Source organism: Serratia sp. NPDC078593 (assembly GCF_050268245.1).
GTDB lineage: Bacteria > Pseudomonadota > Gammaproteobacteria > Enterobacterales > Enterobacteriaceae > JBNNGK01.
Window position 1 is genome coordinate 155,049 of the sequence record NZ_JBNNGK010000004.1, and the last position, 13,935, is coordinate 168,983.

The following is a 13,935-nucleotide window of genomic DNA, read 5'->3' on the forward strand; positions in this document are numbered from 1 at the left end:
CTACTCCATGCCAAAGATTTGTTTTAACTCTTCGTTTAAATTAAACATGACGGCATTACGCATCACTGCAGAACGCATTAGCAGACCATGATTAACAAATTCCCCCTTTATTTTCCCCTGTTCATCACGCTCAGACTGACTCTGGAAAGAAAAAATATCTTGGAGAATAACCCGGTCACCTTCAATGCCCATAACCTCACTTATGTTCATTATTTTTCGTGAACCATCATTTAATCTTGTCGATTGAATAACAATATTGACCGCAGAGACAATATTGCGCCGGATTGACTCAATGGGAATATTCATACCCGCCATCATCACCATATTTTCCAGACGTGAGACGGCATCTCGTGGGTTATTGGCGTGCAGAGTAGACATTGAGCCATCATGGCCGGTGTTCATTGCCTGCAGCATCTCAAACGATTCTTCGCCACGGCACTCGCCGACGATGATGCGATCCGGTCGCATCCTCAGCGAGTTGATCAACAAAGCGCGCATGGTGACTTGGCCGGTATTCTCAACCCCCGCCAGACGGGTTTCCATCCGCAAGACATGCGGTTGCATTAAGCGCAACTCCGCCGCATCCTCCATCGTGATAATGCGCTCACTGGGATCGATATATTTCGACAGTGCATTTAACAGGGTAGTTTTTCCCGAGCCGGTGCCGCCGGAGATAATGACATTCAGCCGGCAGCGAGCAACGATAATTAAAAAATTAGCCATCTGCCCGCTCATCGCGCCAAAGCGGATCAGGTCTTCCAGCTCGATATTGCTTTTCCCGAATTTACGAATGGAAATCGCGGTGCCGTCTAAGGCGATAGGCTGAATGGCGACGTTAAGGCGGCTGCCGTCTGGTAGGCGCGCATCCACCAAGGGTTGGCTTTCATCCAGTCGACGACCAACCCGCTGCACCAGACGTTTGGCAATATCCGTCAGTTGGGCATTATTGATAAAACGGCAATCGGTGAGTTCCAGCTTACCCCGCCGCTCGACAAATATTTTTTCTGGGCCGTTGACCAGAATATCGTTGACGGACTCGTCCTCGAGTAACGGACGCATTGGGCCAAAGCCCATAATTTCATCCGCCATGCACTCCGCCATGCGCAACTGATCGTGGCTATTCAGGTAGAGATTTTGCTGTTCAATCACCCGCTCTAACAGCCGATTCATTTCGATTAATAGCTGGGCGCGATCGTGCATCAGGTGTTCGAGTTTATTAATTTCGATATTTTTAATGACGCCTTCGCGCAATATTTCTTGCAGCTCAATACTCATATCCATTTAAGATTTCCTTTTTATTTCCGGCAACCAACGAAAGCGGGTGCTTTTCGGCTTAGTGAATTCACCTAATACCTGCTGGAGCAGAACGTCCAACAGCGCTTTCTTCGGCCGCAATCTCAGTGCAGAAAATCGGGCGTCCGCGCGCGCATTGCGCCAAGGGAACATAATGTCTACCTTGCGCCCCAGCAGCAGTTGCAGATCCTCCACACCCAGCATGTCTGGCGTGACGGGGCGGGTATCATTGAGGCAGAGCAATAGGCGTCGCGGCGTATTTTGCGTGCGGCAGATAGCATCGTGTATTTCGGCAATCTGTCGAACCGTCCGTACCGACGACATAGAGCGATCCAGCGTTAAAATCAGGCAGGAGGTTCGCTCGACGATTCGCCGCAGCTGTTCCTTTTCGGCAGAATTAATGGATTCTTCAAAGATAACGAAGTTGTATTTCTCGAACGACTCGCTGGCCAAATCCGGGAAGTTAGCCTCCGCCCAACTCATGGCATCCAGATGCCGACTAATGGGCATTAAGCTCTGGGTAAATTTCTTGTCGAACAACAGATCGAGATCGTGCGAGCCAGATTTCCCTTGAATAAACAGCGTTGGCTTCTGGCGTAGCTGCACCAAACGGTTAACCAACTGATAAGCAAGCGTGGTGTTGCCGATCCCGCCTTTGCAGCCCAAAAAACCGATATTGACCGATGAGCGCCGCACTTTCGCCACCGTGCCCGACGTGGCGGCCTGAACCAGCTCATCCGTCTGGGTATGCAGGTAAAAATAGTGAATGCCATGACGGACAAATGCTTGTGCCAGAGAGATGGAATCGCTGTCTCCCACCGCACAACACCAGACACCGCGAGGTACAATGCCCTGAATGGATAACACAATATCGTCGGCTTGCTGCAACGCCCCAATATCGATAATGACGCCCCAGGCATGTGAGGAAAGTGCCTTATCGCTGGGCTGCCCCGGCTCCCAGGAAATATGTTCAATCTTATTAAAACCGGCCTGGCTAAGGCGTTGGTTTAATTGTTCGTTAACCGCTTCACGGACGGAAAGAATATAAAAAACTTTATCCGTCAGTGCCGCCTTCTCTTCTTTTTGTTGGGGAAATAACAGCATGGTCATTATCCTTAAAAATAAAACTTGTTAGGATTACTCATGGTGGCGCTACGGGTATTGTTCAGCGCGCACCCCAGCTCATCACGATGATCAAACCGATAATTTTGCGCGTTGTAATGACAGTCAGGTAACCGGAGCACCACCTGGCGAATCCAAATCTCCAGCCCGCGGACGGCTTGCTGTTGGTAGCCGCCGCTTTCGGGGATTAACAAAATGCGTTCCGGCGCAATCCCTTTAGCAATGAGCATGCTGCGTAGCGTTTTGGCGCTATCAGTAAAGCGATCGTCTACCCATACCAGTTGGATACTGCCCGAAAAGCGTTTCCCGCTAAGCGCCAGGATCTGGCCCGCCGTGATCTCTAGCGAAACTTGGCCGGTATCAGTTAATTGCAGTTGGCGTTCATCAAGGCGTGGCATTCGCCAAGATTCGGCATGTGCAGCCGATGCCCATGCCATCACGGTTAATAACAGGCAACAAAGCGTCTTCATTTAATAAACCCTCCCTGCTCAACAAACTCCTGCGCGAGCTTGCGATCGCGAAGATTGCTGATGCCGTCGAAGTTGAAAAAACGTGCCCAGGTTGAGCTGCGCTGAAAATCAGGCATGACTACTTCGCGTGCACCCACGGGTTTGACTAAGTTGACGGTGGCGACCACCATTAACTCCCCGCGTTTCCGTGAGGTTGTCGCATTGCGGAACAGCGCACCGAGAATGGGGACGTCACCGATAAACGGCACCTTGGATAACGCCTCGCGTTCGTTATTACTGATAAGACCGCCGAGCAAAAAGCTCTCGCCGTCTGCCAGCTCCACAGTGGTGCGGGCCCGGCGCGTTTGGAAGGTTGGGAAACTGTCGCCAGCGCTAGTGCTAAAGGTGCTGTCTACATTGCTGACTTCTTCACCCAAAATAATGCGAATGCGGTTGCTGTTACTGACTTTGGCGCCGACATTGAGCTTGATGCCAAACTCTTTGTACTGCACGTTAGTCCCGTTGTTATTGGAACTGGTGACGACCGGTATCTCGCCGCCGACCAGAAACTCCGCCGTCTCGCCGGAGAGTACCGAAAGGTTGGGCTCTGCCAGCACCCGTGCCACGGAATCATTACTGACGGCATGCACCAGACCGGTCAGGGTATCCGCGTCGAACTTAACAAAGCGGAAGGTCCCCGTAGCTGCGCCTATCGTGCCCCAATCAATGCCGACGTTATCGGTGAAGTCTTTGGTGACCTCCACCACCGACAGTTTTACATTGACCTGATTGGTGGCGGGCAGTTGCAGCTTATTGATCACCCCCTTGTAAACCACTTCATTTAACCAGTTGCTACTGTTTTTCCCCTCGCTGCCGCCGCTATTACCGCTGATGTCGGCAATTTCTTTTTTGGTTATTTGCTGCTGCGCGCCGATACCTTCCCCGACGATTTGATAAACTTTATCGCGATCTTCCTCCGTTGCGACGGTGCCGCTAATCACGTAGCTTTTACCCATTTTTTGTATGGTGACCTGACTATCTGGTGCAACCTCGGTGATATGCTGTTGTAATTCGCTGAGCAGCGCATCAACCACCAGTGTCGTTTTCATGATCTGCTCGCCATCCTTATCAAACACCACCAGTTCCGCCCGGCCACTGTCGCGCGCATAAATAATGAGCCCGCGGTCGCCGATCACCTCATAATCAACAACCTCGGGTGCGGAGATAAAGACGGTATCGATCTCTCCCTTTACCTGAATATTTTGTGTCGCGCCTGGATTCATATAAATTTCCTGCGCATAGCTGGTGTGAGCTAGGAAAATCCCGGCCAGCACCATAGCGACACGCATGCGATTTACCAAAGAGTGGAACCAACAGGTGATATTTCTCTGAGCTTTTATAAGGCGTATCACTGCTCACCCCGCAACTCTTTAATTGTCTTAAATTGAGGTAACACCTCATCCATTTTTATTTTTTGTTTATTTCCCATACCATCCTCAGCGGGGAAGAGTAAGATCTCTCCGGTTTTTTCAACGACCCTCAAGTCAGCTAATTGTTTCTGATTCATGCGTAAAACAATTTTTCCCACCTCTTTCTCAGTATCAAAAGTGCGTACCTCTTCTTTTTTTCCCTCGCGTTGAATATCAAGAATGCTTAATGGACCGGTAACCCGACTTAAGGCATATTTTTTATTGGCTGAACCCGTACTACTTCCTGAACCTTCAGTCATACCGCCATCGTTAGCGCCGTTATTTTTATTGCTCTCGGCAATCCTGATATACAGTGCCACCTTATCGCCAATAGACAGTGAGGAAAGTAAATATTCCTCCTGAGGGCGAACCAGATAACCATAAGGTAATTCATTCTTTTTAAGGCTATGTAATAAAAAAGTCTTACTTGTCGGAGATTCAACAGACTGAGCAATAATAGCGCTGTTCTTGGCGATATGATTACGTACCAAAAATCCATTCAGATCGGATGAGCCCATCGCGCGAATATCTCTTTCATCCTGTCTATCTTGCGCAATCTCAATCGTTCTTAAACGATAATCTTTAACCTCAATAATATCGTGAGGACTGAGATCGCGTAATGCTTCCGCAATGGTGATGGACTTCGTCTTCACGCTGCTAGAAACGGCAGTTTTCACGCTGTCGGTATCGTCAGAATGCCGACCCTGCATAATAATGCCCGCCAGTCCAATAACAATGACTGTGACAGATAAGACAAATAAAACTCTGTGATTCATTAAAATATCCCTTGCAATCAATTGTTATAGCGGGGTGTTAAAGGGTAAGGCCAAAACGAAGGCTAATGAGATAGCAACGCCATAGGGAATGCCTTTAAGACGTGTTGTTTCATTAAAAAATATCAGGCCAGCCAAGGCGATAAGGCCACCAATACATGCAGTCAAAAATAAGAATGCAGCCAATGATGAATCTGATAAAGCCAGAGACAGTAATGCCATTAGCTTCACATCACCGCCACCAATGACGTTGAAGCAAAATAAAGCGTAGCCGATGACTAATATACTGATTGCAGCTATAAAATTTGGAAAGGTGTGTTGCATCACCGCTAGGGGTAACAGAATAATTAACAGCAGCAACAAACTGCCGTGGGAGATCACCCGAAAGAGAATATCTTGCCAGGCAATAAACATCAGCACACAAACGAGCAATACAAAGTTAATAGAAAGCAAGCAGCTCATAGTCATCACAATTTTTAGAATAAGGTTAAAAGTGCAAGGGCATCGCAGGCGCCTTGCACTTTTAACAACCAAAGGTTACTTAGAAATCGTTACGCTTTTGATTGCTTCAGCAATTTTGTCGAAGGTTTCTTTCAACGCGCCGAGGAAACCGGAGTTTTGATCGCCTAACACAAAGGCCAGCAATGTGGCCATTGCCACGCCAATCAAAGCGTACTCAATCGCGGTTACACCACGATTGTCTTTTATAAATTTCTCCAGGTTAAGCTGAGTCGCAACGAAGTATTTTGTGGTTAATTCATTCATCTGTAATTCCTTGTTGAAGAATAATAGAAAGTTTCTGTAATAACGCTATCTAGGGGTGTATAAACCGACGTCTGGTTTATAAAGCGAACGATACCCACTGTGGTTGTGATTGTCCTTGGAATTTTTACATTATTTTTCAATAATAATTAGCTGGGTGTTAGTGTAAAATAAAATAATAAACAGTAAGGATAAGCGTCGCCAGCCAACATGTTGCCAGTACAGCCAGAATACTGATTAACTTATTCCAGTGTGACGAGTTATACCATTCAACAGGTGGCCTCTGCGGTAGGATGATATTGCTCTCTTCTAAAACCATCGCCTTTGATGAAGTAAGTGAGGATTCCTGAGCTTTACTGTTACCCGAATCAGGTTTTTCATTCATATACTCTTCCGGCACATTTTCTTGTGCGACACTCCCCAGATAAATGACCCCTTTGCGGGGGAGTGTTTTTATCAAGTCACCAGACAGACCAACCAAGCCGAAAGCCTTTCTAAGAATATATATTTGACCGTAATAACTGCTGTCCGTTACCGAACCTCGTTGTTCGTGCCAAACCTGATTAATAATCTCCTGTTTATCTGTTTCACCCGTGATTAATAAGAGTAGGAAACGATAGCTATTCTCAGAAAGACTGGCGACAGAGCCAGATTCATTGATAACGCAACGCTTTCCAGGTAGGAACCGTACGCCATTATCAAGAGTAAAGATAACATCATCAAATTTTTTTAACTGCAACATACCTCATGCGCTTAATGCGCCTCCATGCTTTACGCCTCCATGCTTTCTCATGTTTGCGATTATGTTCAGTAATTAAATCTCGATTAAAGCACTAATAGGTTTTCCCTCAATGCTACTCTCTCCTTCATCAGGTAAGAATAGAAAAACCCTCATTTGATCTTATCAAGACTCATCACTGCCAAACCCGAAACCAAAAGAGAAAACCTGATGCTATATTTTGAAATTAGAATAATAACGAAAAGAGAAACTAAGCAGAACCAACTTACCATGAAAAATAAATATGAAAAAATAACAATTTATCGTAAGTTAGCCATCTCGTTTCTTGGTGGTAGATTGGTGATTATCATCGCTAAGAATATTCGATCGAAATAAAACAAATAATCAGTCATAAGATCTGTATCTGGTTTTTTTTAGTTGCCATATCCCTAGTAAATTTTTTATTAATAGTTACAAAGAATAAAAAATAATACGTTGCCTCATTAAAATTACGTAAGAATTACGGCATGGTATCAGTGCTCGTATCCGATACGGCTGGAATAACCTCTTTTACTTTGAGGTTACTCATCGTTCATGAGAATGATCTTGGTAAATAAGGATTGTTTTTCAATATTAGCTATAGGCATCCGATATTCACATCAGCCCCAGAGACGAACGCTATGCTGTCTTTGGTGTTATGCGACGAAGCCATACCCATAGGGAAAGTGTAGTCTGTTGGTTCGAAGAGGCGTTTGATTAGCCACAGCATCGGTTTATTTCTGTTTAAGATAAGCTGAATTCCACTTGCTCTATGCCGCTAGTCACTCCCGTTTGAGTATGACAAAATGCAACGGCTGCACTGTGTGGCAACTCTGGGATCACGACATAACGATTTAAGGAAAGACTGACATGAGAAATATCTTCTTCTTTGATGCAATGCTGACGCCAAAAATCATCACCGTTGTTTATTGGTTATCGCTATTAGGCGTAGTGGTCAGCGGCATTTTCATGATGTTTTATGGCGAGGTATTTCGCGGGCTGCTCGGCATTATCCTCGGTGGGGTGTTTGTTCGCGTTGCGTTTGAGATGGTCATCATTGCTTTTAAAAATAACGAGTATCTGCGCAAAATCGCTGAAAAACCGTAACCGGGTCAACCTGCCGGGTTTCGCCCGGCTTTCTGTATTCTCATTGCGGTTGCCAGACGGTTAACAAACCGTCCTGATAAAGACGCCGCTCGATTGCCGTATCCGCTATGGCCTACCGTCTTGATGCGTTCGTCGGGTACTCACCCGCTTCGCAGTTTTACGCGTGCCGTGGCTTATTTTTACCGCGCGTGATGGATCGCCAGCGACGAACTCCAAGGTGGGTGAGTAGTAGAAAGGCAGCCAGGCATGGCATCCGCTTTCCCACTCCCATTTTACCGGGCAAGGCCACAGAATATCGTCGTAGAGGATGTAGTAGACCCAACGCCCGGCTGGACGTCGTGGCTTATGCGTCTTCATGGTATGGTTATTCCGTGGTGAGCGTCTGGACATCCCAATGTTTGATAATGTACAGCACAAAACAGCAGTTATATTATCAGTAAAGGGCGTATCCATCATTACAATATTTATAATCTATGGTAAGCGCGCGGCGAGATTCATCACGTCACATTACGCCGCCCCGATGTTTTAGCTGAATGGTATGGTGGTATTATCATCCATGCTTGTCTACAGGGTTCATTATCTGATGAAAGACGTGAATAGTGAGAATTAGCTTGTCCGCGATAACGCCGAGATATGCGTGGCTAAATCATTTTTAATTAGGTGAGTGAATTTTTATAAAAACTTTTTGTTAATTTACGATAACGCAAGGGTAAAAAATAACGTACTTTTTAATCGGCATCATTATAATAGAATAAATTAATCAATCAATGGATATGCGAATTGGGATCCCTCCCAAAAAATCAGAGTAGACATCATTAAATAATTTGATTGGCGTCGCTACTGGTTACTGGTGTGCTACCCGTAATCTCAATATCTACCGCTTTAAACCCCACGTTACTGTCATCATAAAGTTGGTAACTAAGCTCGTCATGAGAATCCGCTTTGTTCTCTTTTGCGGGGAAGAGGCCATCGAGAAAATCTTTCAATGGTATGATAATACTTTCGTTAATAACTTCTTTGGCTTGATCGCTGAGCTCGGCGAATTTTTCACTAATCTGTTCACCAAACTTGCCAACTTTCTCGATTAAAATTTTACCGTCGTTCAGCATATCACCAATGAATTTCCCGGGGTTTTTTATCAAGTCCCACAGGTTGCTAACGCGTTCATTTACAAACTCATTAACATCCTGAACCAAGCTTCTGAACACGACGATACTGTCTTCAACAAAAGTTTTAGCCTCGGGGATTAAACTATCAATGATGTCTTTGGTATGTTGATGGATCTTGGCTAACAACTCATTTAACTTATTGGGTAATAAGTTAATTAACGATTTCTCTTTCATGTTACCTCCAGTTTATATACAGGGTTTTGTGTTAGACTGTATTGGATTTATAGTAATCGGTTATGAAATCGTCAATTCTTATTTGAAGGTTCGTCTTTTATTTAAATTTACCGGCGATTGCTAATTAATTCATTGCACATCATTATCATAGTGATAATTAACATATTCATGCTGTTCGTATGCTATAGGTTGGCTGTTTTGTAAAAAATGCATGAAAGCGATAAACTTTTGTTATTTGAATTTTCTTAATCATCGACTAGTGGTTATTTTTCCGTGCTTTCCTTTCTGGTTAATTGCGCAGGAAAAGTTAATGCCTATTGTCTTAAATAACAATCATTACCATTTGTTATGCGCTGATTTTTGCGATGTCCGCTATATCATTTGCTAAGTTGTCGGTTTTTCATTTCTCTGCTAATTTTCTAATCCCTTGTTGACATGCGTATCAAAATGGAAAATAAAATGCTTCCAGATGCGCGCCGTGCGCAGGAATAGCCGTTAACATAACGATTATCCGTGCTGCATTTTCTTTATTTGCCAACATTAGCGCAACGATTAACGTCAGCGCGGAAGATGTGATGGGAAAAGAATTTCTTTCTGCCTGGAATAATTTAGCGGTTGACGCCTCTCTTCAGGAAAGCACACAGCGCCAGCGGCGAATTTGCAAATTCCAGATTAATCAACCTGGGAAATGGCATAAATTACAGGATTGCCATTTTTTCAAAGCACGAGCGTTAACGGTTTGTTAGGCGGGATTGAGCGTGTCTACCCGTGCGGTGAACATGCGTTTATCCACTACGACATCATGCAAACATTGTTGGCGCACCCTTACGCTTTATTGACCGAACGCGTCGGTATACGCCACCTGCATATTGTGGAACTGCATGGCATGCATCATCAACACTTGCCGTTAGGGCAGGGGAATCTGCCATTTTGAGTGATGTGCTGAACCGTTTTGCCGTCCTGGGCTATCGGGGGGCGGTGCTGGTTTCAATGGATCGCCCCGTCGCCATCGCGTTGGCATGTTGGGTGGGGGTGATGTGGTGGCGCTAATCTCAGCACCACGCCCTATTGCCGCGTTGCAACAGACAATAAGGCTGGCGCGTGCTCAGAAATAATCCACCAGCATGGTTGCACCACTGCTGAACTCACCCTCTGTCAACGCTGCAGCGGCCTGTTTTATCGGGACGGCATCCAGTTGGGGCGGGTTAGCGTAATCAATATTAAATGCGGTATTGATATTCAACGCTTTGCCATCTGCCAACAGCTTGATCCCCAAATTGTTGATGTTAGTGCGCAATACGTTGGCATTAAACGCCGCACCGGTGCCGAGAATTTTCATTTTTAGCTGGCGTGTGGCGTCTAAGAATTCACATTTGATGGTGTAATTTAGCCGCTGCATATAGCGGGTGCCATCAATTCGGTTGACGCCGACATCACCAAAATCCACATCAATCGTTTGCCCTTCATTAATCACACACGGTGGCGGCGCCACCACGGTTGCGGTAATACTGATTTTGGTGCCTTGATCCGCCGCCAAGACGCCATGACTTAACGCTGACAGTGCCAAAAGCAGACAAGCACCGCGCCGATTCCTTATGCTGAACATGCTGACCTCTGCTTTACGGTGCGCTGAAAATGAGCGTCGCTGAGCCGGATAACGGCCCGGTAGTAATATTGGTATAGGGCACATTATTTTTTACCGGTACAAACGTAATGGTGTCACTGCCGATGCCATTATCGATGCGTGTACGGAAGGTATCATTCGGTTTGACGACCGCCCCCTTATACATCATGGCGACGCCGACATTGGCATTGGTGGTTTTAATATAGTTGGACGAGAACCTCGTCGAATCACTCACCAAGCGGATCAGAATATCTTGGGTGGCACTCAGATCGTCACAGTGGTACGTCAGCGCCTTATCTTGTTTAATCTGCGCATTATTCGTCGTGGTGGTCAAGTAGTCTTGGCGGATCTGATTAAAGTTGACGTTAATTTGTTGACCATTATTAATGGTACAGCTAGTGGTGACAAAATACGCATCGTTGTCGGCAATCAAGCGCCAACGGTAAGGGCCACATGACGGGCAGTTTGGTCTATCATTAGTCTGCGAAAAGTTAATTTGGCCGATGACGTCACCTTTATTGATTTTAATATCCGTCGTGGGGGACTTATTCAGCACGATGAATACCCGTATCGCGACTGATTGTGAGTTCAAATTGGTCAGGGTTAATACGCTGACGTTGGATGGTACTGGGGAATTATAATCCCTCCCGTTAATTGTCATACCGCTGCCGATTGTGCCAAAAATGGCGTTGTTCATGGCCAAGGCCGGGCTGGCGGTTTTCAAATAGTCTGTCCAACTGGCAACGTCGTTTTTACAGGTTACCTGGCTTACGTTGACGATTTCGTTTTTACCATAGGATAGCTGTGGGCCGATGCGAACGCGAACGTCAACTGGGGTATTCGAGCCACCCTGTGGAATCAGGCCTCCGTCAGAGGTGGTGCAGGTAAAGGCATGTGCATTCCCGGCAAATATGACGATAACGGTCAGGCAACGGCACAGCAAAGAAAATAATTTTCTCACAATAAATTCCCATTAATGAGTGACGCACGGTTGCGCTTAAAGCGGAAAGTAAAATTGCATCCACTAACCCTATTAAATAAAAGAAGGGAGGATGCGTTATTCTCCCGCAGAGTCGTTATGTGCTGCAGTCAATGCGGTGGGATACCACCTCAGCGAGTTTTTCACCGAGCCAGAAGTGACAATAACATCCCCTTGCGCGACCAACTCCAGTAATAGATTACGGGCGCGATAAACACCGACATTGATATATTCCGCTAATTGCCGTGTAGAAAGCCATTCATGCTGGTCTGGCGGCGTTTTACCGTCTGTCGATCGGGGGGAGTGCGTTAACAATGCTTGCCTCAATGCGTGCTGAAGCTGCCGTGTTTCTTGTCTTTTCGGGGATAACATTTCCATTGTACTTCCTCTGTCTTTCTTTACTGCTTCCCTAGGAGAACGTCATTTTCTCAATTATCTGCGTATAGGATAAAACCTAGAGAAAGCAAAAACCTAACGCGTTTCTCGACTCAAAATAATCGAATGTCGGGTACTGGCTGACTGGCCTTGGAACAGGCTTGTCGTCATGCGATAAGGGTAAATTTTGGTTTATTATATTCACAAAGTGCATCTTTGCGATCTCATTGTTTGGTAAATCACAAAAAACAGGATTTTATTCTAGTTTTTAGTGTTTTACGATCTATAAGGCTAAAAACAGCAAGAAAATACTCTGATAAAGGAAATAAATTGCGAATATTTACCTTACCTTAAAAAAGGCTTTGTTTAAATGCACAGTTTTGTAAGAATATTCCTCGTCAACTACGAGTGATTATTGAGATGCTTTTTATCTTCTTGATAAATTAAATCTTCGTTTGAGTTTGTTTAATTTTATGATGATTTAAACGGTCCTTTCCTTTTTTAAGGAAGGGCTTATCGTCAATATCGCTTGGGTTTTGACAACATGACGACTCTCAAAATGTTAAAGAATAAGGATGAGTTATCCGAATAACATTGGGTGTTTGGATACCCTGTTCTTTACGGGAAATACGCATTCTCATCTTATAAGGAATATAGGTTTTATGAAACTTAACAAAATCATGATGGCAGCAGTGATTGCATTTGGCGCTACCTCTTTCGCTCACGCTGCCGATCAGGGACACGGTAAAGTCACTTTCACCGGCTCTATTATTGATGCACCTTGCTCAATCGCCCCTGAATCTATTGACCAGACCGTAGACCTGGGCCAAGTGTCTAATGTGGCGCTGAAAGATGGCGGCATGTCTAAGCCGCGTCTGTTTGAAATCAAACTGGAACAGTGTGACACCACTACGCTGAAAAGCGTCACCACCACCTTCAGCGGCGTCGCTTCTGCCACGGATAAAGACTTGCTGGGTATCGCGGGTACGGCGAAAGGGGCCGGTGTGGCGATCTCTTACGGCGGCCAGCCAATTAAATTGGGTGAAGCGACCGCTGCTCAGCCTCTGAACAATGACGATAACACCCTGCGTTTTGCTGCATACCTGCAAGGTGAAGGCGCTTCTGCTGCCGTTGTTCCAGGTGATTTTTCTGCCGTAGCTGATTTCACTCTGGCTTATCAGTAATAGCCATGTAGCTAAATACCCTAACTATGACGCGTTGCATTACGGTGTAAACCTATAGGAATGCAGTTTGAAATAAGGCGGGTATAACGACACCGGGCATGTTATTAACCGCATGCCCGGTTGATCCCCTGTCAAAGGAATGCCGCGATGTTTTTACAAGGGAATCAGGCTGGCGTGAAATCTTTGGTATTCATATTTGCGCTGGCGTCTGCGGTGAGTCATGCCGCACCTGTTCTGCAAGGATGGGGCAGGGTCAATATGCAAGGAGCCATTATTGATACGGCCTGTGCGATTGCCGCCGGTAGCCGAGACCAAACCATCGATATGGAGACGATTCCGCTTGGACAAATTATTCGTGATGGTCAAGGGTTGACGAAAACATTCAGTATTGAATTAGTGAATTGCATACTTGAACGGCCGGGAAATAAACCCGAATGGCGTTTTTTTCAGGTGACGTTTGACGGTCATGCCGAGGGCGATCTTTTTAGCGTACAGGGTGACGCGCGTGGCGTGGCGTTGAAAATTAATGATAGTAGCGGGAAACCGGTTATTCCTGGTGAAGCCTTGCCGATGGAAAAAATAATACCAGGAAATCGAACGCTTAATTACTCCATGACGTTGATGCCAAATCACCAACCGCTCAAAGCGGGAAGCTATTTTTCTACCCTGCGTTTTAAGCTGGATTATTTTTGATTTTC

General features: G+C 45.7%; 17 protein-coding genes. 4 read left to right on the plus strand and 13 right to left on the minus strand.

Features of this window, described 5'->3' with window-relative positions:
* From ACQKDS_RS06395 to ACQKDS_RS06430, 8 genes are all read right to left on the minus strand, one after another.
* On the minus strand, positions 1-1,281 hold the full coding sequence (locus ACQKDS_RS06395; protein ID WP_399667485.1) for a CpaF family protein: 1,281 nt from the start codon (positions 1,279-1,281) through the stop codon (positions 1-3).
* Positions 1,282-2,397 carry a tight adherance operon protein gene (locus ACQKDS_RS06400; protein ID WP_399667488.1) on the minus strand — a complete coding sequence of 372 codons (1,116 nt, stop codon included), beginning with the start codon at positions 2,395-2,397 and terminating at the stop codon, positions 1,282-1,284.
* Between the two features lie 11 nt (positions 2,398-2,408).
* On the minus strand, positions 2,409-2,885 hold the full coding sequence (locus ACQKDS_RS06405) for a hypothetical protein (protein ID WP_399667490.1): 477 nt from the start codon (positions 2,883-2,885) through the stop codon (positions 2,409-2,411).
* Positions 2,882-4,213 carry a type II and III secretion system protein family protein gene (locus ACQKDS_RS06410; RefSeq protein WP_399667493.1) on the minus strand — a complete coding sequence of 444 codons (1,332 nt, stop codon included), beginning with the start codon at positions 4,211-4,213 and terminating at the stop codon, positions 2,882-2,884. The genes ACQKDS_RS06405 and ACQKDS_RS06410 overlap by 4 nt, the downstream gene beginning before the upstream one ends.
* A gap of 59 nt (positions 4,214-4,272) precedes the next feature.
* On the minus strand, positions 4,273-5,109 hold the full coding sequence (locus ACQKDS_RS06415) for a pilus assembly protein CpaB (protein WP_399667496.1): 837 nt from the start codon (positions 5,107-5,109) through the stop codon (positions 4,273-4,275).
* A 24-nt stretch (positions 5,110-5,133) separates the two neighbouring features.
* Positions 5,134-5,568 (minus strand): prepilin peptidase, encoded by a 435-nt coding sequence (locus tag ACQKDS_RS06420; protein WP_399667498.1) that lies wholly within the window; start codon positions 5,566-5,568, stop codon positions 5,134-5,136.
* Between the two features lie 75 nt (positions 5,569-5,643).
* Positions 5,644-5,871, minus strand: a complete 228-nt coding sequence (locus ACQKDS_RS06425) for a Flp family type IVb pilin (protein WP_399667501.1) — start codon at positions 5,869-5,871, stop codon at positions 5,644-5,646.
* Between the two features lie 157 nt (positions 5,872-6,028).
* Positions 6,029-6,610 carry a transcriptional regulator gene (locus tag ACQKDS_RS06430; protein WP_399667504.1) on the minus strand — a complete coding sequence of 194 codons (582 nt, stop codon included), beginning with the start codon at positions 6,608-6,610 and terminating at the stop codon, positions 6,029-6,031.
* Positions 6,611-7,495: 885 nt separating this feature from the next.
* Here ACQKDS_RS06430 and ACQKDS_RS06435 point away from each other — a divergent pair.
* Entirely contained in the window at positions 7,496-7,732 is a 237-nt protein-coding gene (locus ACQKDS_RS06435; RefSeq protein ID WP_399667507.1) for a DUF4282 domain-containing protein, read from the plus strand.
* A 105-nt stretch (positions 7,733-7,837) separates the two neighbouring features.
* Here the strand turns inward: ACQKDS_RS06435 and ACQKDS_RS06440 are convergent, their stop codons facing one another.
* The gene (locus ACQKDS_RS06440) at positions 7,838-8,089 is read right to left on the minus strand and encodes a hypothetical protein (RefSeq protein WP_399667510.1); all 252 of its coding nucleotides are present in this window, start codon (positions 8,087-8,089) and stop codon (positions 7,838-7,840) included.
* A gap of 458 nt (positions 8,090-8,547) precedes the next feature.
* Positions 8,548-9,075, minus strand: a complete 528-nt coding sequence (locus ACQKDS_RS06445; RefSeq protein WP_399667513.1) for a hypothetical protein — start codon at positions 9,073-9,075, stop codon at positions 8,548-8,550.
* A gap of 706 nt (positions 9,076-9,781) precedes the next feature.
* Here ACQKDS_RS06445 and ACQKDS_RS06450 point away from each other — a divergent pair.
* A complete protein-coding gene (locus ACQKDS_RS06450) occupies positions 9,782-10,009 on the plus strand; it encodes a 2OG-Fe dioxygenase family protein (RefSeq protein WP_399667514.1) in 228 nt (75 codons plus the stop codon).
* A 171-nt stretch (positions 10,010-10,180) separates the two neighbouring features.
* On the opposite strand, the gene ACQKDS_RS06455 is transcribed toward ACQKDS_RS06450, so the two are convergent.
* From ACQKDS_RS06455 to ACQKDS_RS06465, 3 genes are all read right to left on the minus strand, one after another.
* Positions 10,181-10,681: a fimbrial protein gene (locus tag ACQKDS_RS06455; protein WP_399667517.1), complete on the minus strand. Its 501-nt coding sequence runs from the start codon at positions 10,679-10,681 to the stop codon at positions 10,181-10,183.
* Between the two features lie 13 nt (positions 10,682-10,694).
* Entirely contained in the window at positions 10,695-11,558 is an 864-nt protein-coding gene (locus ACQKDS_RS06460; protein WP_399667965.1) for a fimbrial protein, read from the minus strand.
* 198 nt (positions 11,559-11,756) lie between these two features.
* On the minus strand, positions 11,757-12,056 hold the full coding sequence (locus ACQKDS_RS06465; protein WP_399667520.1) for a hypothetical protein: 300 nt from the start codon (positions 12,054-12,056) through the stop codon (positions 11,757-11,759).
* A gap of 659 nt (positions 12,057-12,715) precedes the next feature.
* Here ACQKDS_RS06465 and ACQKDS_RS06470 point away from each other — a divergent pair.
* Both ACQKDS_RS06470 and ACQKDS_RS06475 read left to right on the plus strand, forming a co-directional pair.
* Entirely contained in the window at positions 12,716-13,237 is a 522-nt protein-coding gene (locus tag ACQKDS_RS06470) for a fimbrial protein (protein WP_399667523.1), read from the plus strand.
* Between the two features lie 147 nt (positions 13,238-13,384).
* Positions 13,385-13,930 carry a fimbrial protein gene (locus tag ACQKDS_RS06475; RefSeq protein ID WP_399667526.1) on the plus strand — a complete coding sequence of 182 codons (546 nt, stop codon included), beginning with the start codon at positions 13,385-13,387 and terminating at the stop codon, positions 13,928-13,930.
* Positions 13,931-13,935: the final 5 nt, after the last annotated feature.